Origin of the sequence: Flavobacterium terrae, assembly GCF_900142035.1 — a bacterium.
In the GTDB taxonomy this organism is placed as follows: Bacteria; Bacteroidota; Bacteroidia; order Flavobacteriales; family Flavobacteriaceae; genus Flavobacterium; species Flavobacterium terrae.
In genome coordinates this window covers 716,057-736,429 of record NZ_FQZI01000002.1, presented here as the reverse complement: position 1 = coordinate 736,429, position 20,373 = coordinate 716,057, and the positions used below count along the sequence as shown (strand labels likewise).

The window sequence follows — 20,373 nt, the reverse complement described above, 5'->3', positions numbered from 1 at the left end:
ATTTTACAACGAATATTGTGCCAATAAATTATTTAAAACAAACTGGAATAATTTCTCCTTTTGCTAAACAATATTTTTCAACTAGTTCAGATGAAAGTTTAGATGTATAGTCCTCTTCGACAACCTTAAATCCTATACTTCTTAATTTGTCAAAATAATCTCTTCCATATACACGAACATGATCGTATTGACCAAATATTTTTGCTCTTTCTTTAGGATCAGTAATAGTGTCATCACTAAAAGTAGTAGCTCTGGATAAATCCTGCGGAATCTGAAAAATTCCCATGCCACCTGGTTTTAAAACACGATATAATTCTTGCATTGCTGTAGTGTCATCTGGAATGTGTTCTAAAACATGGTTGCAAAAAATGATATCATAAGAGTTGTCTTCAAAAGGTAAGTTGCAGATATCAGCTTTTACATCTGCCAATGGTGAAAACAAATCGGTTGTTGTGTAATCTATATTTTGTTGTTTTTTGAAACGTTTGTAAAACTCTTGTTCTGGAGCAAAATGTAATACTTTCTTTTTTGCTGTTGAAGAAAAAAAATCGGTTTCATTTTGAAGGTATAACCACAATAAGCGATGTCTTTCAAGAGAAAGTGTACTAGGTGAAAGTACATTGTTTCGTTGAGATCCGTAGCCGTATGGTAAAAACATGCTAAAGCTTTTCCCATCGATAGGATCTGTAAATTTATTTCCTTTAAGTAAAAAAGCTAAAATAGGACGAATAACAATACTAACTCTAATCAGAATTGGCCTTGGAATTGTGTTCAAAAAGAATTTGAATATTTTTTTCATTATAATACTAAAGGTGCTTTTCTAAATTCATCTTCTTCATTAGATGTTATTCCTAATGCTTTGTAGATGTAAGCAAATGTTGATAACAATTCAGGTTTACCATCAATGATAGCAACATCGTGTTCAAAGTGAGCCGAAGGTTTGCCATCTGCAGTAGTAATTGTCCAGCCGTCTTTGTGTTGTTTAATGTTTTTTGTTCCTTGATTAATCATTGGTTCAATAGCTACTACTAATCCTTCTTGCATTAGTTTTCCACGTCCTTTTTTACCATAGTTTGGCATTTCAGGAGCTTCGTGCATTGTACGCCCTAATCCATGGCCAACTAATTCACGAACCACACCGTAACCATGGCTTTCGCAATATTTTTGAATGACATAACCTACATCTTCTGTTCGGTTACCAGCCTTTAATTCACGAATACCAACGTATAATGATTCTTTTGTGGTTTTTAATAACATTTTTGTAGCAGTTGCAACTTCACCTACCTCAAAAGTATAGGCATGGTCCCCGTAAAAACCATTTTTTAAAGCACCACAATCTACCGATATAATATCGCCGTCTTCTAAGGGTTTATCATTAGGTATGCCGTGAACCACCTGTGAGTTTGGACTCATGCAAAGCGAATTTGGGAAACCGTACATTCCTAAAAAAGCAGGAGTAGCTCCGTGGTCACGGATAAAAGCTTCTGCTAGTTTATCTAAATAAAGAGTACTTACTCCAGGTTTGATCTCTGAAGCTAACATTCCTAATGTTTTTGAAACAATTAATGCACTTTCGCGCATCATTTCTATTTCTTCTCTTGTTTTTAAAATTATAGAACTCATATATCTAAATAAGGCTGCAAAAGTACAAAAATCTCAGAATTAATAATTAAAATATCTGGAATACGATTTACTTTGAGTTTGTTCTTAAAATCATAATTTTTAAGGTATTGCTATATTTTTAGATTAAAGGCTCAGATTTCCAAGTGATTGATAAAGTCCTATGAAAGCGTTGTACAATCTGTTTTCGATGGCAATATTGTTTATTTGGGCACTAACTAATGAGTTTTCTCTTGTGTTTATTACAAACAATGAACTTTCGCCAATTTCAAATAATCTATCTTCTGCTTTGAGCATTTTGTCAAAATCATTGACTAAGCTTGTGGTGTATTCGAATTGTTTTTTGAGAGAAATAATTTCTTGTTCTTGGGCTTTAATTTTGTTTTGTAACTGAAGACTTTCGAATTGACGACTGAATTCTGAATCTTGAATTTTAAGTTTAGCCAGTTTCAAACTTGCTCTTTCTTTTCTTAAAAACAAGGGCATACTAAAATTAAGGCTAATTTTATAATCCTGAAATCTGTAATCAGAAAAATAACTGGGTTCAGATAAGTAATTGTAGCTTAAGTCTAATTTAGGCAGTAAAAAGTTTGCTTTTAGTTTTCTGTCTATTTCTAGCATGTTTATTTTTGTGTTCCAAGCTTTGATTTTGGGATGGTTTTCAACTTGAAACTGTTCAATGCTATTTTGATTTAAGGTTTCTTGAATAGTGTTAGTAAGGTTTGTCTCAGGGATAATACTTTCGTCAATTTCTAATGGGATATTATCAATTGTCCAAATATAATTGGATAGAGCCAATCTAGCTTTAGTTAGCTTTAAGTTAGAATCTTCAAGATTTAATTTTCTGTTTTTTACTGTTATTCCAGCCTCAATACTATCAATTGCGGGTTTGTCACCTTGTTCGATAAGTTTAGTAACTCCATCAAAACGAGTTTGAGCATTTTTTAGATAGTTTTCATACAATTTAACTTCAGCGTAATTTTTTTTCCAATCAAAATAACGAAGAGAAGCCTCATGGATAATTTCTAAAGCTTGTAAATCTCTTTCGGCAGTGTTTAGGGTTTGTGCTAATTTGGCTTTACGAATATCAGCCATTCTTTGATTTATAAATAGTCCTTGACCTACAGGAATTGAAATTCCTACTGAGGTTAACCCATTATTAGGAGTTGTGTTTTCAGGGTTTACATAAATACCTTCGTTGTTGTCAAAAGCAGCTTTTAATTCAATTCCATACCAAGTAGGGATTTTAAAACTTCCATTAAACAAGGAGTAATAGTTTTTGTCCTTGAAGTTTTTTTTATCAAAATCAACATCAATTTTAGGATCAAAAGCACCTCTTGCTTGCATTAATTGTGCTTGTGCTTCTGATATATTCAAATTAGCTTGTTTTACTAGTGGATGGTATTTTTTTACGTAACCTAAGAATTCGTTGTATGTTAATTCTTTAGTTTGTGAAAAACCATTAAAAGCTAGAAAAACTATTGCGATAAGGAAATTACTTTTTCTTTTCATCTTTCTTACTATTTTCACCAGTATAAAAATTTGGAGGAAAACCATTTAAAGTTCGCCATATTTCGAACCAAATAGGTACATCGTTAAGCAATGCTAAAGTTTGAGCTCCAGCACCAATACTTAATAAATCAGGCCATTTTTTATCTTTTGAGTCTGGAGCAATTAATACACGATATTTTCCGTTTTCACTAATAAAATTTTCTTTTGCTACAATAATACCTCCAAAAGTTCCGTAGGAAGCACCGGGCCATCCGCTGAATACGATTGTAGGCCATCCATCAAACCAAACACGGATTTTTTCTCCTTTCTTTACTAAAGGAAAGTCAATGGGATCAATGTAAGTTTCCACAGCAATTTCAAAATTGGCTGGCATAATAGTTACTACAGCTGTTCCTTCTTTCATTGTTTCTCCCACACCTGATTGAATGGCACGGTTTACATAACCGTCTTGTGGAGCCGTGATGTAGTATAGACCGTTGCGTATTTGATAATTTTTGTATTGATTTTTTAATTTATTTACTTGGGCTTCTGTGTCGAATTGTGAGCTTATGGCAGATTGTTTGTCGCTACTTGCTTTAGCTTTTTTTTCAGAATATTCAGCAGTAATTCGACTCAATTCCATTGTAGCATTTAAAACTTCATTTTTACTTGCAATATATTTGTTTTCAGAAGTGATTATTTTGGCTTCAGTATCTTGTAATTTCATTCTTTTTTCCTCCACATCAGAAAGAGGTTTTAATCCCTCTTTGTTTAATGTGATTGAACGGTTAAATTGAGTACGTGCAATTTTTAGTTGGGTTTTTGCTGCTTCAAACTCAATACTATCACTTTTTACTTTTAGATGTGCTTGACGTAATTTGTTTTGAGCTTGACGTAATTTTAAACTTCTTTCGTTTTCTATTGCATTTATTTGACTATCTAATGCTTTTGCTTTTTCTGCATAGGATTGTACTGCACCTTCTTTTGCCTTGACTTGGTTGCCTGTATTTTCAACTAAATTAGGATCAAGATAGTCTTCTTTGATTTCTGAAATGAATAAAATTGTATCACCCTTTTTTACAAAATCACCTTCTTGTACAAACCATTTTTCTATTCTTCCTGCTATGGCAGTTTGAATTTCTTGAGGTCTTTGATTGGGTTTGAGAGTTGTTACAAAACCACTCCCTTTAATGTTTTGAGTCCATGGTAAAAACATAAGTAAAACAACTAAAATAGCTGTTCCTGCTAATATTTTTTTGATGATTTTGTAGTGTCTGTTATCAGCAAAAACTTTTGCCGATTGATATTTAGTGATATCGACATACTTTTCAATTCTATTGTTAGTGATGTTTAACATACTTTAATTTTTTTACTCAGTTGTTGATTTGTTTAATAAAACTGTTCTGTCGCATTTTTGTTCCCAATATGGGTCTTTTGCAATGACCACTAAAGACCATTTGTTTTCGCTACTTGTTAAAAAATCAATAATTTCTTTGGCTGTATTTTTATCTGACTTGTCTACTGGCTCTTCAAGAAATAAAACTTGTGGGTCATTAATGATGCATCGAGCCAAGATTATTTTTTGAATTACTGATGAATTAATTTGTTTTCCTTGAGGAAACAAATGTGTGTCTAAGCCTTTGGGTAATGTTTTGATGACTTCAGTTAGCTTTACTTGTTCTAAAGCATTATGAACTCGATCAAGGGTGATTAATGGATTGTTGTTTGTGATATTTTCAAAAATAGTTCCATCAAAAGGGGTTTCATTTAATGTTATCATTCCAGTTTTTGAACGATATTCTTCAATTGATAGAAGTTTTAAATTAGTGTTATTTATGAAAATAGTTCCTTTGTCAGGTTCAAATAGACCCGCTAGTAATCGTAACAAGGTTGTTTTTCCTGAGCCATTTTCTCCTTTTAAAAGGACTTTTTCTCCTGCTTTAATTTTAATATTTACATTAGAAATTGTTGGTAGACTGCTTTCTGGATAAGTATAAGTTATTTCTTTAGCTTCAATGTCAATGGGGTCATTGTCTGATAATAAATATTTTGAATTTTTATTGTCTTCCTCTAATTCTAAATCAGCGACTTGACCAATTTTTTCTAAAGAAGTCAATACATCATAAAATAACTCTAAGCCTGAAAATAGTTTTTCAACTGCCCCAATTATGGATAGAATTACTATTTCGGCCGCCACAAATTGACCAATATTCATTTGTTGATTAAGTACTAAAAATCCTCCTACTATAAGCAAACCAGCGGTTAATAATACTTTAAATCCAATAAGCTGAATGAATTGTTTTTTTAATATTTTAAAATGTTTTTCTCTGTATACTAGGTATTCATTTACTATAAAATCATTCTTCGAAAGAGAGAACTCAAAGGCATTTTTATTTTTGAAACTTATGTGATTTCGAGCAATTTCTTGGAGCCAATGTGCTACTTTGTATTTGTATTTAGATTCCTTTAAACTAGTGTTTAATCCAATCTCAAAGTTTAATTTATAAATATAGTATAGAAGGAATAATAATATTAGTCCAAAAAATATAAAAAATGAGTGATACAACGAAAGTAATATAATACCAAAAAGTATTTGTAATAATGCAGTAGAGCTGTCAAGTAAAAGTTTTGAAACTCCTTTTTGAATGTTTAAAGTGTCAAAAAATCGATTTGCTAGTTCTGGAGGATATTGATTGTAATATTCTTTTTGTTTGATTTTTGGAAATCTAAAAGCTAGTTCAAAAGAAGATCTTACAAATATTTTTTGTTGTAGATTTTCTGATATTCGAAATTGCATTACTTTTAATAGACCTACTAAAGCAACTCCTATTACTACAATTACAACAAGCACTATCCAAGAAGTGCTTATTTTTCCAGCTTGTATAAAGTTAATTATTGATTGTATTCCTAGTGGTAAAGAAAGACTTATAATACCAGCAAAAATTGCATATAAGAATATTTGATAAATATCTTTTTTATCAATTTCAATTAGTCTTTTAAATCGTGTTAATGGTTTCATGATAAAGTCTTTTTAACTAATTCAATATAAAATTGTGTTACATCATCATTTTCGTTAAAATTAGTTATTGTTTTAAAATGTTTTTTGATGTATTGTTGGTGTAAAGCTCCTTCTACAACTGATGATGCTAAACTTTTCGCATATTTGTAATTAGGGTTTACTTCTTTAATTATGTCAATTAATCGGTTTACTACTCTTTTATACACTATAAAGAATCCTTCTTTGTTTTCTTCATCAACTTCTTTTGTTAAGAATGTTTTTGTAAACTCTGAAATAATTATTCTGTTTAAAATTTCCTCGTTGATATGAGGAGTATCTAAATCGTCAGTAATATTTTGTGTTACAATTAGAATGGCTTTTTCTAATTTTTCAACTGGATTATTGATATTGGTAATTGAAAAAACCAAATTGTAATCTATCCAAGTCCAATACCAAGATGATAGGTATAGTAATAGTTTGTGTTTGTTTTCAAAATAGCGATAAATAGAACTTTCATTGGATTGAATTCTATCTCCCAGTTTTTTGAATGTAAAAAGTTCAAACCCTATTTCATCTATTAAAAGGATACTGTTTTGAATTATTTTTTTTCCTAAATCTGAAGTTTCAGGGTCTTTTACATACAACTTATCGTTGACAGCAATTTTTATATTTGAAATTAGATTCTTCATTGCTAATTTTATTTTGACAAACATACAAACAATATTAATAGTATTACTATCAATTCAGAAAGTTTAACTTTTGTTTAATGAAAAAGCCACTTAAAAAGTGGCTTCAATTAATTTTATATTTATAAATATTTAATTCTCGTATGTATGTTTGTAAGGTTGTTCAGTAATTATCTTGAACATGTCTTTTTCTAAAGATTCTACTGGAGATTCAACAATTCTGTTAAGTTCTTTATTGTCTTTGTAAAAAATGAATGTTGGTACATTTGTGATATTAAGTCCTTCTTCATGTTTTTCTGGAGTTGTTTTAGACTTATCTACAGTTATGAGTTTTACTTTAGACAAATCAAAATCAATATCATTTAGAATTTTGTAAAAACGAGGAACTTGTTGTTTGCTATCGTCACACCATGTTCCCATGAAAATAGTGATTGTATAATCTTGATTTATATTTCTAAGAGAAAATAATGTTTCTTTATTTGGTACATATGATTTCTCTTCAGGATTAAACCAATTTGCATAAGGTTCTTGTTGTAAGTCTGATTTTGAATGTTGACCAATTAGTATTATCTCTTTTGGTTCTTCAGTTATAACTTCTTCTTTAATATCTTTAGATAAAGCCACAGTATCTTGTAATTGTTTTGTCTTGCATCCAATAAATAATATCGAAGTAAGGATTAATAAAAATATCTTTTTCATAGTATTATAAAAGTGAATGTTGTGGCATAGCTTCAGGCTTCGCAATCCCCATTAATTCAAGTATTGTTGGCGCAATATCTCCTAAAACTCCATCTTTTATGTTTTTCAATTCTTTATCTATTAAAATTAAAGGAACAGGATTTGTAGTGTGCGCAGTATTGGGAGTTCCGTCTGGATTTACCATAGTATCACAATTTCCATGGTCAGCAATTAGTAATGTTGTGTAGTCTTTTTCTAGTGCAGTTGTTACAACTTCTTTTACACATTGATCAACAGCTTCACAAGCTTTTATGGCTGCTTGCATGTCGCCGGTATGACCCACCATATCTCCGTTAGCAAAGTTTAAACAAACAAAATCAACTTCACCTTTTTTTAATTCAGATACAAGAGCATCTTTTAATTCGAAAGCACTCATTTCAGGTTGTAAATCGTAAGTTGCTACTTTTGGAGAATTTCTTAAAATTCTAGTCTCACCCTCAAAAGGTTCTTCTCTACCACCAGAGAAGAAGAAAGTGACATGTGGGTATTTTTCAGTTTCGGCAATACGAATTTGTTTTTTACCTGCTTTTGAAACAATTTCTCCTAAAGTTTCGGTGATATTGTCTTTGTCATAAATTACATGAACATTATTATAAGTGTCGTCATAATTAGTCATTGTAACATAGTACAAATCTAGTTTGTGCATGTTTTGCTCATGCATGTCATTTTGAGATAGTACTTCTGTTAACTCACGACCTCTATCGGTACGAAAATTAAAGAAAATAACGACATCGCCATTTTGAATAGTAGAAATTGGTTTGTTGTTTTCGTCTACAATAACTACTGGTTCGATAAATTCGTCTGTAATATTGTTGTTGTAACTATGAAGGATACTTTGTTTAGCATTTGTTGCTTGAGTCCCAATACCATTGACAACTAAGTCATAAGCTTTTTTTACGCGCTCCCAACGTTTGTCTCTGTCCATGGCGTAATAACGACCAACAATGGATGCTATTTTTGCAGATGATTTTTGACAATAGCTATCAAGATCCTCAATATGATTTATACCAGATTTTGGGTCAACATCGCGACCGTCTGTAAAAGCATGAATAAATACATTGTTTAATCCAAAATCTTGTGCCGAATCTAACAATCCTTTTAAGTGATCTGTGTGGGAATGTACTCCACCATCCGATACTAATCCTAAAAAGTGAACAGGTTTGTTATTTTGCTTTGCATAAGTAAAAGCATCGTTTAATACTTTTTCTTGATTTAGGGTTTTGTTTTGTACGGCTAGATTTATTTTAGCAAGATCTTGATATACAATTCTGCCAGCACCTAAATTCATATGACCTACTTCGCTATTTCCCATTTGACCTTCAGGTAAACCTACGTTTAGTCCATCTGTGCGAAGAGTTGCGTTGGGAAATTTTGTATATAAACTATCTATAAATGGAGTATTAGCATTGTCTATTGCTGATACTTTTGGATCTGGTGATTTTCCCCATCCATCAAGTATCATTAAAATTACTTTTTTGTTCATATTAAATTGTTTAGCCCTGATAGCAGCGATATCCTTTTTGTGGTTGTTGAGGTTCTCGACATAACCACAAAAAGATAAAGCGTATAGCAGGAAATAGCTCCAAAAATAGAAAATTATATCCAGTTTTTTACTCGGTTGAAGTCTAAAAAATAACGAAGACTTACCGAGAAGGTATGACTTAAGTTATCGTCCCATAAACCGTTGAAGTTTCTTGAGAAATCTTTGTCTATTCTTGATAATCCTCCGTTAAAATTTGCCGAATTGTTTCTGTATAAAATATTTAGTTGACTACCAGGAGCAATCCACCATGAGTAGGAACAGTCTAAATTCCATGAGCTAAAATCTTGACTTCCTAAATCGCTATAATTAGTATAACTTAAGCTTCCATCATCTTGTAATTTCTTAAAGTCTTTGCTTTCAACATAACTCCAATAATATCTTGAATTAATATTGATTGTCATTTTGTTGTTGATTGCTATTTTACTTCGTAAAGAAAGGGTTGAGGTTGTTACGTGTCTTTTTTCGAAAATGATATCAGAGCTATTATCGTATAGTCCAATGGTGTTTGCTTCTTTATAATAGTTATACCCTAATACCATCGATATTTTGTTGCTAAAACGATAACGAGGGCTTAAATCGAAACCATAACTATATCTATTTAGTTCTGATGTTGTTCCCACCCAAGGATTAAAATCTAATGCAAATTTTTTATTGTAATTTGATGAAAAATACAACCATGTTTCATAGTATTCTGGAAGTCTTACATAGCGACCTTCGGTTTGAGGCATATAAAAGTCGAATACTTTTCTTGGTCTTAAGAATAGACCTCCGCCAAAACCATCATTGTCTTTTGAAGTAGCATTGAAATTAAAATTAATATTTCCAGCTTGTAATTTTCCAGTAGTATTTTCAAATTGAGCATTGACATTCATGTTAGTGTTGAATGAATTGAGGATACTATTAGGTTTTAAAATTCTGTAATTTATATTTCCATAAGTGCCAAGGAAGTTTGTTTGAAAATTTATGCCTAAATCATTATTATCAAATTTCTTAGTAACATAATTACCAGTAACACTAAATCTAACTTTTCCGCTTGTTTCACCAAAACTAAGTGAGGTGTTAACTCCTTCTTTGTTAGGGTCATCTCTAAACTCGTTTACTTTGCTGTATTTAAAATCTCCAGAAAGATTGTAGGTGTTTTTTTTAGTGTTTAGATCAAAAACCAATGCTGAAACATTAGCATCTCTAAATTCTCCATTTCGAGTTACATTAGTGTTTATAAATGTAACCGAGGAGTTTTTGTTGAATCGCTGATCTAATGTAATGATGTTGTAGTTAGATAGAGGTTCGACTATTTGTTTTCTTCTTTGCTGTGTTACTGTGTCAAGCATTGTAATAGATGCTTTTTCTGTAATCGCATTAAGAAATCCTATTCCTAAGCCTTGTTTAGTTCTTCCAGATATTTTTATTGCATTAAGTAAATTGATTCTTTCAGGATATTTGCTTTCTATTATTTCGTCTTCACCTTTTATTTGGTTTACTTTTCCACCTCTAAGTGATGGTCTTCCTCCAATACGTCTTGAATAAAATAAATTTCCTTTGTTGAATAAATCTGTTCCTTCAGTAAAGAATGGTCTGTTTTCATTTAATTGTTGTTCGAATGGACCAAGGTTTAGAATTTGATTGTCAAATGCAGTTTGGCCAAAGTCAGGCACCAATATAGCATCTAAAGTAAATGCATCACTTATACCATATTTAATATCCATTCCTAATTTTAATTCTGTTTTTGAACCATTTATTTTGTTACTGTTTTCATAAACTGATGCGTATGGGAAAAAGAATAATCGAGTTGGTGTATTAATGTCTTTAATCCCTTCTAATATTCCTGATTGTTGTTCAAAAGAGCCTTTATTGTTGTCGACATAGTTCCAGGTATATAATTGTCTGTATCTGCGTAATTGTCTAAAAAACTGAATTCCCCAGATTTTATCTTTATCTTTTGAAAAGCGAAGGGCAGAGTAGGGCAGTTTAATTTCTGCACACCATCCTTGATCAGTAACTTTTACATTGCTTTCCCAAATGGCATCCCAAGAAGTGTCTTCTCCTGTTGTTGAATTAGCATTTGCATCCCATTGTACTCCAGCTGCAGTAACTAAAAATCTAAATTCTTGTTGTCCGTCATTATAACCGTTGACACTTACGCCAAAGAAATCTGTAGAACCATCATCATCTCTTTGAGTGATTTCCCTCATTATTTTTTGGGGTTCATCGTCATACATCATTGCGCCTACATATATAGCATCATTATCATAAAGAACTCTAACTTCAGTTCTTTTTTCATGGGCTAAAGGTTTTCCATTATCAGGGTTATGCATTATGAAGTCTTTCGCTATTTCGGCACTTTGCCATACAGATTCATCCATAATACCATCTAAAGTGATTTTTTCGGATGTTCGAGATGCACTTAACTTCTTTTTTTCTGTTGAAAGGTGTTTTTTTTGGTTTTCACTTGTCAATTCTGTTGATGAGGCATTTTGACTAAACACGAAACTAGAGCATAACAATGTGCAATAAGTTGTTATTTTATGAAACATACTGTTCGTTTATTTGATTTATCAAATTTAACAAGAAACTGTAGCTGAGCCCTTTATTTAAGAATAGTTTAACTATTTTTTTGGTTTTTAAAAAATCGATGAAGTGTTAAATTTCATCGATAAAGTGCAAAAAAATTTGGATGGTATTTTTTTTTTACTAATATTTGTCCTCAATGAAAAACAACACAAATAAAAGATAATCAATGATTTACAGAATTCTGCCCCTTATTTTGTTATTCTTAATGTCTTTTGCCCCAAAAGCTACGAATACTACTAAAACTGAAACTGACCCTAAATTACTTGCATCAAATAATGCAGTAACATTGTCTGCTAAGATTGAAATGATCTATAGCTCTTTAGATGCTAATAACTTTTCATTGCCTCAATTAACATGTTTTCAAAAAGCATTACAAGGCTTTTATGCTTTGAAAGAAAAAGGACTTATTGAAAAAGATATCATTACTGTTATTGATTTTAGTTTGTCTTCTACTAAAAAAAGATTATGGGTTATAGATCTTGTTTCTAATAAGGTTTTATATAATTCTGTTGTTTCTCACGGAATGAAATCAGGTGGAGAATTTGCAAATAGTTTTTCTAATGAAATGAATTCTAATAAAAGTAGTTTAGGTTTTTACACTACTGGAGAGACTTATCAAGGCAAGCACGGTTTGTCATTAAAATTAGATGGTCAAGAAAGAGGAATTAATTGTAATGCAAGAGCAAGAGCAGTTGTTGTTCATGGAGCAGGTTATGCAAACCCATCGATTTTAAGAACTCAAGGTTATTTAGGAAGAAGTCAAGGTTGTCCTGCAATTCCTGAAGGTTTAAAAAATGAAATAATCCAAACTATAAAAGGTAAGTCTTGCTTATTTATCTATCACCCGAGCAGAGCTTACGACATCACTACTAAATTGGTTAGTCAATCTTAAATATAAATCAGAATCAAGTCGGTAAACATCATTACGAAATTGTAACTGACCTTTCTTATACCAAGCTGTAAAATATTGAAAGTGAACTTTAAAATCACAATCAACTTTTACAGCTTGTGTTTTTTTAGTTTTCACGATCGTGTCAATTTTTACAGATGAATATCTTTTAGGGTTCTTTAGTAGATATTCTGCCAGCGGAAGTGGTTTTTCGATACGAACACAGCCAGAACTTAAAGCACGGTAATTGTATACAAAATAATCACGATGATTTGTATCGTGCATGTATACTAAATGATTGTTTGGAAAGTTTATTTTAACTACTCCTAATGAATTATTGTATCCAGGTTCCTGAACATATCGATATTTGTTAGCATCTTCAGGCTTCCAATCATTTGGAGATATTTCTTGATTTTTATAATTAAAAATTTTTATTCTAGTTCTAGAAAAATAGCCTCTACTTTTAGTCGCATCTGGCACTAAATCTTCTTTAATGATTGTTGGAGGAACGGTCCAAGTTGGATTGAAAACAATATTGGAAATTTTTGAAGATAAAATTGGAGACTTTCTTTTTGGTGTCCCCACAACTACACGGTATTTGTTAATCGTGTCTTTATTGTCTACTACAAACAAATAATAATTAGGAATGTTTACTCCTAAGTAGCTATTGCCTAAATCAGAAGGATACCATCTCCATCTTTCAAGATTTGTAATTATTTGTTGTTTTCTGGTCTCTTTGCTAATATTTAGAGCTTTTAGGGTCAAAGCACCAATGGCTCCGTCGGCTTCTAAGCCATGTCTATTTTGGAACTTAATTACTGCATTTTTTAAATCAGTATTGTAAGTAGTATTTGCCAAAGTATCGTCTTTGTTTAAGTCACCCCAATAACGTAATCTTTCTTTGATTTTTGCTATGATTTCGCTCTTAGTGTTGAGTTTAAATTTTTCTTTAGTAGCAATCGTGTCGAAGTTTTCTTCTGGCATTGATTTTAAAAGAGATAGAGCTTTTTTTAGGTTCTTGTAAATAAAATGAGTTGGCTTATGGCTTTCAAGAGTACTATCTATTTTATTTTTTTGAAGTGCTATCGAAAGAATTGAGTCTGGTTGAATTTCTTTTTTTTCAATATCCCAATCATTGTATATTTCTCTTGGATTTATTTTTCCGTTTTTTAGATCCGATAGATATTTTATGTATGATGTAGTTAGTAATTCGTGATATTCATCTTTGATTTCAGGTAATGAGTCAAGTTTTTGTTCAAGTTCAATAAGTTTACTGTATTGGTAATCTTCAGGAAGTAATCCTTCATTTTCTGAATTTTTTATGGCTTCAATGAGACTGATTCTATTTTCTTTTACTCCCCATCCTTCTTGGATTTCCTCATTTTTTAAAGCGTCATCAATATATTCATCAGTGCTTTTAGGGCCTGCATTTCCGCAGCCTACATATAGGAATAAACAAAAAAAAATAATACTTAAATACTTCATGGGTTAGATTTGTTTATACATTACATAATGTAATCCGACTCCTTCAATGTCAAAAAGTGAGCCAGAAATCTGATATCCTAAAATTTTGTAAAATTTTGCAGCACTTTCTCTCGCATTAAACCATATAAGATTAGTGTTTGCGCTTTTTGCATAATTTTCGATTTCATTGACTAATAATCTTCCGTAACCTTTTCCTTGGTGGTCTTGAAGAATAGCCATTCCTCTGATTTGTAATTGATTAGATTCACTAAAAATAAGATTTTTATTTTCAAAAACCGAAATTACACCTATTAAATCTGTATTTGTATACAAGCCAAAGTGTTTTGTGCTAGGTAAATCATCTCCATCAAAAATACATGTGCTTATTGGTTTTCCTGGCCTTAAAACAGGATGGCGAACGATGTGTGTCTGAGTAGACTGTATTGACTTGATTTGTATCATGGAAAGGCAAATTTAATGTTATTTATATCATTATTGTAAAAAGGCTATTGTGCTTGCTCGATTTTTTTATTCATTTTATCGGAAATTTTTTTTCAAAAAAGTTTGCATTAAAGAAAAGTTATTATTTATATTTGCACCCACAAATGCGGAAGTAGCTCAGTTGGTAGAGCTCCAGCCTTCCAAGCTGGTTGTCGCGAGTTCGAGCCTCGTCTTCCGCTCTAAAAACAAGATAAAGTTTTAAAAATTATCACCTGCGGAAGTAGCTCAGTTGGTAGAGCTCCAGCCTTCCAAGCTGGTTGTCGCGAGTTCGAGCCTCGTCTTCCGCTCTAAAAATCCCAAGCTTTGTTTGGGATTTTTTATTTTACTGTGCAAAATTCTGAAGCTTTGCTTCAAATAAAAAAGCCTCAAAATCATTTTTGAGGCTTTTTATTTATATGAAATTTAAATTCTCACCAGGAGACATTTCGACAGGAAATTCATTTTGTCTAAATAATCTTGCGGTTAATTCACCTCTTATAATAACATTATTGTCATAAATTTCTAACCAACTACCTTCTCGCAATCCTAAAACTGGAATTGAACTTTGTTTGTGGAATTCATTAATTCTTGTCTCTCGAGTCTCTCCCATATGAGTTGATCCTTCAAGAGGATCCAAGTAATGTGGATTTAAGTTAAAATTTAGTATTCCTAAAGTGTCAAAGCTTTTAGGAAGTATAATAGGCATGTCATTAGTAGTATTCATGGTTTTACCGCCAATGTTGCTTCCGGCACTTGTGCCAAGGTATGGAGTCCCATCATTTATAACTTTTTTTAAAACATCCATTAAGTTGTTATTGTATAGTTCCGAAACTAACAAAAACGTATTACCGCCACCAGTGAATATAGCTTCAGCTTCTTGAATTGCTTTTTCTGGATTTTCAAATTCATGTAACCCTCTAACGTTAATGTTTATTTTAGAAAATGCTTCGCCAACCTTCATCGTGTATTCTTCATGTGAAATTCCACTTGGTCTTGCATAGGGGATGAATAACAGGGTGTTTACGTTTTCAAAATGTTTTTTGAGCGTTGGAAGTAAATATTCTAAATAGCCACCTCCGTATAAAGTAGATGTACTTGCAAGTAAAACTTTTTTCATTTTAATGTAATTGAAGTCCAAATTTAAAAATTATAATTAACAAAAAATTACCAAGTCATTAATAATAAATTGGCAGACAACACTTCTATTTTTACCACATAAATTAAATTATGAAGCATCTATTAGCCTTTTTATTGGTTGGTTTTTCTCAATTGGGTTTTTCTCAATGTGAGTTGAAAGGAAAGATAATTTCTGATATTTTGGATGTTAAAGATGTTATTGTTTTTAATTTTACGACTAAGAAAGATACGGTTACTGATGCTAAAGGGTTGTTTTTAATAGAAGCAAAACCCGGTGATGTTTTGATTATTTCATCACCAAAATTAGAAGGTTTAGAAATTGTTTTGAATCAAAATTCTTTTAAAATGAATCCATTGATTATTGAGGCGCTTTCTAAAGCTAATGAATTAGATGAGATTCAAATCAGTAGAATTTCGGCAAAATCTTTAGGTATTATTGGTAAAAATGTGAAAGAGTATACTGTTGCAGAGAGAAGGCTTAGATCTGCCAGTACAGGAGGGCCGGTCGGGATGATTTATAATTTAATTAGTGGCCAAAAAAAGATGTTAAAAAAAATTGTTGAGGTCGAAAAGTATGAGTTGAATCATGAAAAGCTACTTAGGGTTCTTACAGAAGATTTTTTCCTGACAACGTTAAAAATAGCGAAAGAAAACCTTAATGGATTTTTAATTTTTGCATCCGAGGATATGGAAATTGCTAAATTACTTAAAGACAAAAATTATGGTAATTTGAAATTTAAGTTAGTTGAACTGGCTTTCAAGTTTAAAGAAATACAGAATGAGAATTAAACTACTGCTACTTTTTTTATTTACTCAAATGAGTTTTGCTCAAAATGGTTTAAAAGGAAAATTGGTTTCTGATATTGCTAATTTAGAAGGTATTTATGTAGTTAATTCATCATTAAAAATAAATACAATAACTAATGCTCAAGGAGAATTTATTATTGAAGCTAAACCAAATGATGTTCTGGTTGTTTCTTCTCAATTAATAGAAGGTATTGAAATCAAACTGAACGATAATTCTTTTAAACAAAGCCCCTTGATTATAAAAGTTAAGGCAAAAATCAATCAGTTAGATGAAATTGAAGTAAATAAATTCACCACGAAATCATTGGGGATTGTTTCTAAAAACGTAAAAGAGTATACTCCTGCAGAAAGAAGGTTAAGAACTGCTGAAAAGCTAAAATGGTATAGTCCACTATTAATTCCTTTAGGAGGTATGCCTTTAGACGGATTGATAAATCAAATTAGTGGACGTACTAAAATGTTGAAAAAAGAATTAGCGGTTGAAAAGAAAGAAAAACAGATTGAAAAATTGGATTTATGGTTTGACAACGATTTTTATTCTCAAAAACTCAAAATTCCAACAGATTATATCGAAGGGTTTAAAATATTTGCCTTAGACAAAGTCGATTTATTAAATGCTATTGATTCAAAAAATAAAACTCTGGCTACATTTTTGTTAGGTGAAATTGCTGTTGATTTCAAGAAAATGACTTTTCCAGAAAAGAATTAATACTTTTATAGCATGAAAAAAATCCTTCGTATATTGTTTTTAATGATGTTTTTTGCATCAATAATGTCGTTTGCAGCACATAAATTTTATGTAGCGATTTATCAAGTGAATTATGCGCAAGACAAAAAGATGATTCAAATTACCTCTCGAATTTTTGTTGATGATTTAAATTCAATTCTTAAAGAAAAATACAAAAAAAGAACATTATTGGGAGAAGCAAGTGAATCTGTTGATGATGTTGCCTTAATGAAAAAATATTTAGCAGAAAACTTTGTGCTTAAAGTGAATGGACAAACTAAAGTTGTAAATTTTTTAAGCAAAGAAATGGAGGGGAATGTTCTTATTTGCTATTATAATGTTAAAGACGTTTCAAAGATAAAAACCTTAGAAATTCAGAACACAGTATTATTGGATTTTACTAATGAGCAACAAAATATTGTACACACAAAAATCTATGAAAAAAAGCAAAGCTTTCTTTTTACTTCAGAAAATGTAAAAGGAATGTTAAAAGTTTAGTGTCTTTTTATTCGTGATTGAAAAATAAGCTACATTTAGCACCTCAAATTAAGGTTTCCGTATGAAAAATTTTAATCTATTCGTAGTAGCTCTTGCGTTAAGTATTAATGCGTTTGCACAAACTCAACAAGAAAGCCCAAAAGTAAAGCAACAAGGGCACGAGGATACAAATAAATTCAGACAAATGTATGATTTAATGGCTACGCCAAACATGTATCGTACAGCTTCTGGAGCTCCAGGTCCTGAGTATTATCAACAACAAGCAGATTATAAAATCGATATTGAGCTTGATGACAAGAACGCAAGACTTTATGGCGTTGAAACAGTAACTTACACTAATAATGCTAAAGAATCTTTAGATTATTTATGGGTTCAATTAGATCAAAATCTTTTTGCTAAAACTTCAAAAACTCCTCTGGTTCAAAATAATAGAGTAGATTCAGCAATTAGTGCTAGAGGGTTTTCAAGAACTTACCTTGAAGAAAAATTCGATGGCGGATTTAAGATAGATTATGTTAAAGATGTAAAAGGCGCGCCAGTTTCATATACTGTAAATGAAACGATGATGCGTATTAACCTTGATAAACCTCTAGCTCACGGGCAAAAGTTTACTTTCTCTATTAAATGGTGGTACAATATTGGAAACTATATGGTTGATGGTGGACGTTCTGGATATGAACAATTTGAAGACGGAAATCGTTTGTATGTTTTAGCTCAATTCTATCCAAGAATGGCTGTTTATAATGATGTTGAAGGATGGCAAAATATGCAATTTTGGGGGCAAGGAGAATTTGCACTTCCTTTCGGAAATTTTGAAGTAAATATTACCGTTCCTTCAGATCATATTATGGAAGCTACAGGTACACTAATGAATAGAAGCGAAGTGTTTACTGCAGCGCAAGTTAAAAGATATGAGCAAGCTCAACAATCTTTCGATAAACCTGTAATCATTGTTACTCAGGACGAAGCAATGGTTTCAGAAAAAGGATTTTCAGATAAAAAGAAAACTTGGAAATTTAAAGCCGAAAATGTTCGTGATTTTGGGATTTCTACTTCTAGAAAATTTATCCATGATGCAATGGCAGTAAAGCTTGGAGGTAAAACAGTGATGGCAACTTCGGTTTATCCTAAAGAAGGAAACCCACTTTGGGAACAATATTCAACTAGAGCAGTAGCACATACATTAAAAAGTTATTCATCAAGAACTTTCGATTATCCTTATCCAAAAGCTGTTTCTGTAAATGCACAAGATCAAGGAATGGAGTATCCTATGATTTGTTGGAATTTTGGACGTCCTGAAAAAGATGGAAAATATTCTGATAGAGTCAAGTATGGAATGTTAGGAGTTATCATTCATGAAGTTGGTCATAATTTCTTCCCAATGATTGTGAATTCAGACGAGCGTCAATGGACATGGATGGATGAAGGATTAAATACTTTTATGGAGTATCTTGCTGAAATCGAATGGGAGTCTACTTTCCCTGTAGATCGAGGTCCTGCTAAATTGATAGTTCCTTACATGAGTGGTGATCAAAGTTGGTTAGAACCAATTATGTCTAACTCAGAAAGTATTACCCAATTTGGGAATAACGCTTATGGAAAACCTGCAGCAGGATTAAATATTTTGCGTGAGACAATTATGGGACGTGAATTATTTGATTATGCTTTCAAAACATACGCAAATCGTTGGAAATTTAAGCACCCAACACCAGAAGATTTCTTTAGAACAATGGAAGATGCTTCAGGAGTTGATTTAGATTGGTTTTGGAGAGGGTGGTTCTATACTACAGATTATACAGATATTGGAATTAAAGAAGTTAAACAATTCTTTGTGAGTAATGAAGCGCCTGCTGGATTTCAAGCACAACAAGCAACTAGACGTAATCGATTTAGAAATTCTGGACCAATGGTTTATATGATTGATGGTAGCAGTGCTGATATGAAGCAAGAAATGAGTAAGCCATTAAACGTAAAAGATGTAAAAACGTTAGATGAGTATGTAGAGAAAACTTTCACTGCTGATGAAAAATCAAAATTACAATCACCTAAATATTTCTATCAAGTAACATTTAATAAACCGGGAGGTTTAGTAATGCCAATTATTGTTGAACTTACTTTTGAAGACGGAACGACAGAAAATCATAAATTCCCCGCTCAAATTTGGACAAAAAATGATGCTGAAGTTTCAAGAACTTTTGCGACTAATAAAATAATCAAAAAGATTATGGTTGATCCAAAAGAAGAAACAGCAGATATTGATGTTGCAAATAATGCATGGCCTAAACAAGAAGTTGCTTCTAAGTTTGATGAATCTAAAAATTAAACTTTGTAACTTTGTAAAATAAATTTTAGAATATAAGATTATGTTTGGTATTGGCGGAGGAGAATTAATTTTAGTCATTTTTATAGCATTGATGCTATTTGGATCTGAAAAGATTCCTGACATTGCACGAACTTTAGGAAAAGGAATGGCGCAATTAAAAAATGCAACTAATGAAATAAAATCTGAGATACAAAAAAGTGCTGATAATCATGAAATAGGAAGTCTTACAAGAGATTTTAATGCCGAAGTAGAGCAAGTTAAACAAGGCTTTAATAAAATGGTTGATGATGAAACAGCAAAAATAACAGGAGATAATAATCCCCTTGATATCTCTAAAGAAATTAACGAAGTCAAAGAAAATTTTGATGACCTAACTGGTCCTATTAAACGCCAAATGTAAC

At 31.5% G+C, this 20,373-nt stretch carries 18 protein-coding genes and 2 tRNA genes; 8 read left to right on the top strand and 12 right to left on the bottom strand.

Features of this window, described 5'->3' with window-relative positions; all coding sequences use genetic code 11:
- Positions 1-28: 28 nt before the first annotated feature.
- The 9 genes from BUC09_RS07675 to BUC09_RS07635 all read right to left on the bottom strand — a co-directional run bounded on the left by BUC09_RS07675 (position 29) and on the right by BUC09_RS07635 (position 11,610).
- Positions 29-799: a class I SAM-dependent methyltransferase gene (locus tag BUC09_RS07675; RefSeq protein ID WP_073310246.1), complete on the bottom strand. Its 771-nt coding sequence runs from the start codon at positions 797-799 to the stop codon at positions 29-31.
- Positions 799-1,623, bottom strand: a complete 825-nt coding sequence (gene map / locus BUC09_RS07670) for a type I methionyl aminopeptidase (RefSeq protein ID WP_073310244.1) — start codon at positions 1,621-1,623, stop codon at positions 799-801. The genes BUC09_RS07675 and map overlap by 1 nt, the downstream gene beginning before the upstream one ends.
- 123 nt (positions 1,624-1,746) lie before the next feature.
- Entirely contained in the window at positions 1,747-3,132 is a 1,386-nt protein-coding gene (locus tag BUC09_RS07665) for a TolC family protein (RefSeq protein WP_073310242.1), read from the bottom strand.
- Positions 3,116-4,468: an HlyD family secretion protein gene (locus BUC09_RS07660; protein WP_073310240.1), complete on the bottom strand. Its 1,353-nt coding sequence runs from the start codon at positions 4,466-4,468 to the stop codon at positions 3,116-3,118. The genes BUC09_RS07665 and BUC09_RS07660 overlap by 17 nt, the downstream gene beginning before the upstream one ends.
- 12 nt (positions 4,469-4,480) lie before the next feature.
- Positions 4,481-6,130 carry a peptidase domain-containing ABC transporter gene (locus tag BUC09_RS15040; RefSeq protein WP_073310238.1) on the bottom strand — a complete coding sequence of 550 codons (1,650 nt, stop codon included), beginning with the start codon at positions 6,128-6,130 and terminating at the stop codon, positions 4,481-4,483.
- A complete protein-coding gene (locus tag BUC09_RS07650) occupies positions 6,127-6,798 on the bottom strand; it encodes a TetR/AcrR family transcriptional regulator (RefSeq protein ID WP_073310236.1) in 672 nt (223 codons plus the stop codon). The genes BUC09_RS15040 and BUC09_RS07650 overlap by 4 nt, the downstream gene beginning before the upstream one ends.
- A 129-nt stretch (positions 6,799-6,927) precedes the next feature.
- Positions 6,928-7,494: a thioredoxin family protein gene (locus BUC09_RS07645; RefSeq protein WP_073310234.1), complete on the bottom strand. Its 567-nt coding sequence runs from the start codon at positions 7,492-7,494 to the stop codon at positions 6,928-6,930.
- Positions 7,495-7,498: 4 nt separating this feature from the next.
- Positions 7,499-9,016, bottom strand: coding sequence for a 2,3-bisphosphoglycerate-independent phosphoglycerate mutase (gpmI, locus tag BUC09_RS07640; RefSeq protein ID WP_073310232.1), 1,518 nt, complete (start codon positions 9,014-9,016; stop codon positions 7,499-7,501).
- A 113-nt stretch (positions 9,017-9,129) separates the two neighbouring features.
- A complete protein-coding gene (locus tag BUC09_RS07635; RefSeq protein ID WP_084127136.1) occupies positions 9,130-11,610 on the bottom strand; it encodes a DUF5916 domain-containing protein in 2,481 nt (826 codons plus the stop codon).
- 203 nt (positions 11,611-11,813) lie between these two features.
- Here BUC09_RS07635 and BUC09_RS07630 point away from each other — a divergent pair, with 203 nt between their 5' ends.
- Positions 11,814-12,539, top strand: coding sequence for a murein L,D-transpeptidase catalytic domain family protein (locus BUC09_RS07630; RefSeq protein ID WP_073310230.1), 726 nt, complete (start codon positions 11,814-11,816; stop codon positions 12,537-12,539).
- Here BUC09_RS07630 and BUC09_RS07625 read toward each other — a convergent pair.
- Together BUC09_RS07625 and BUC09_RS07620 are read right to left on the bottom strand one after the other, a co-directional pair.
- Positions 12,477-14,021, bottom strand: a complete 1,545-nt coding sequence (locus tag BUC09_RS07625) for a L,D-transpeptidase family protein (RefSeq protein WP_073310228.1) — start codon at positions 14,019-14,021, stop codon at positions 12,477-12,479. The two genes, BUC09_RS07630 and BUC09_RS07625, sit on opposite strands and share 63 nt — an antisense overlap.
- Before the next feature lie 3 nt (positions 14,022-14,024).
- Positions 14,025-14,462, bottom strand: coding sequence for a GNAT family N-acetyltransferase (locus BUC09_RS07620; RefSeq protein ID WP_073310226.1), 438 nt, complete (start codon positions 14,460-14,462; stop codon positions 14,025-14,027).
- Between the two features lie 145 nt (positions 14,463-14,607).
- Here BUC09_RS07620 and BUC09_RS07615 point away from each other — a divergent pair.
- Both BUC09_RS07615 and BUC09_RS07610 read left to right on the top strand, forming a co-directional pair.
- Positions 14,608-14,680: transfer RNA gene (locus tag BUC09_RS07615), tRNA-Gly, on the top strand.
- Positions 14,681-14,715: 35 nt separating this feature from the next.
- Positions 14,716-14,788, top strand: a tRNA-Gly gene (locus tag BUC09_RS07610).
- A gap of 104 nt (positions 14,789-14,892) precedes the next feature.
- On the opposite strand, the gene pepE is transcribed toward BUC09_RS07610, so the two are convergent.
- Positions 14,893-15,597 (bottom strand): dipeptidase PepE, encoded by a 705-nt coding sequence (pepE, locus tag BUC09_RS07605; RefSeq protein WP_073310224.1) that lies wholly within the window; start codon positions 15,595-15,597, stop codon positions 14,893-14,895.
- Positions 15,598-15,707: 110 nt separating this feature from the next.
- On the opposite strand from pepE, the gene BUC09_RS07600 reads away from it, so the two are divergent.
- From BUC09_RS07600 to BUC09_RS07580, 5 genes are all read left to right on the top strand, one after another.
- Positions 15,708-16,406 (top strand): hypothetical protein, encoded by a 699-nt coding sequence (locus tag BUC09_RS07600; RefSeq protein WP_073310222.1) that lies wholly within the window; start codon positions 15,708-15,710, stop codon positions 16,404-16,406.
- Positions 16,396-17,133, top strand: coding sequence for a peptidase associated/transthyretin-like domain-containing protein (locus tag BUC09_RS07595; protein ID WP_073310220.1), 738 nt, complete (start codon positions 16,396-16,398; stop codon positions 17,131-17,133). The genes BUC09_RS07600 and BUC09_RS07595 overlap by 11 nt, the downstream gene beginning before the upstream one ends.
- 12 nt (positions 17,134-17,145) lie before the next feature.
- Complete coding sequence (locus tag BUC09_RS07590) at positions 17,146-17,649, top strand: DUF6702 family protein (protein ID WP_073310218.1); 504 nt, start codon at positions 17,146-17,148, stop codon at positions 17,647-17,649.
- A gap of 61 nt (positions 17,650-17,710) precedes the next feature.
- Complete coding sequence (locus BUC09_RS07585) at positions 17,711-19,972, top strand: M1 family metallopeptidase (RefSeq protein ID WP_073310216.1); 2,262 nt, start codon at positions 17,711-17,713, stop codon at positions 19,970-19,972.
- A gap of 40 nt (positions 19,973-20,012) precedes the next feature.
- Complete coding sequence (locus tag BUC09_RS07580) at positions 20,013-20,372, top strand: Sec-independent protein translocase subunit TatA/TatB (protein WP_073310214.1); 360 nt, start codon at positions 20,013-20,015, stop codon at positions 20,370-20,372.
- Position 20,373: the final 1 nt, after the last annotated feature.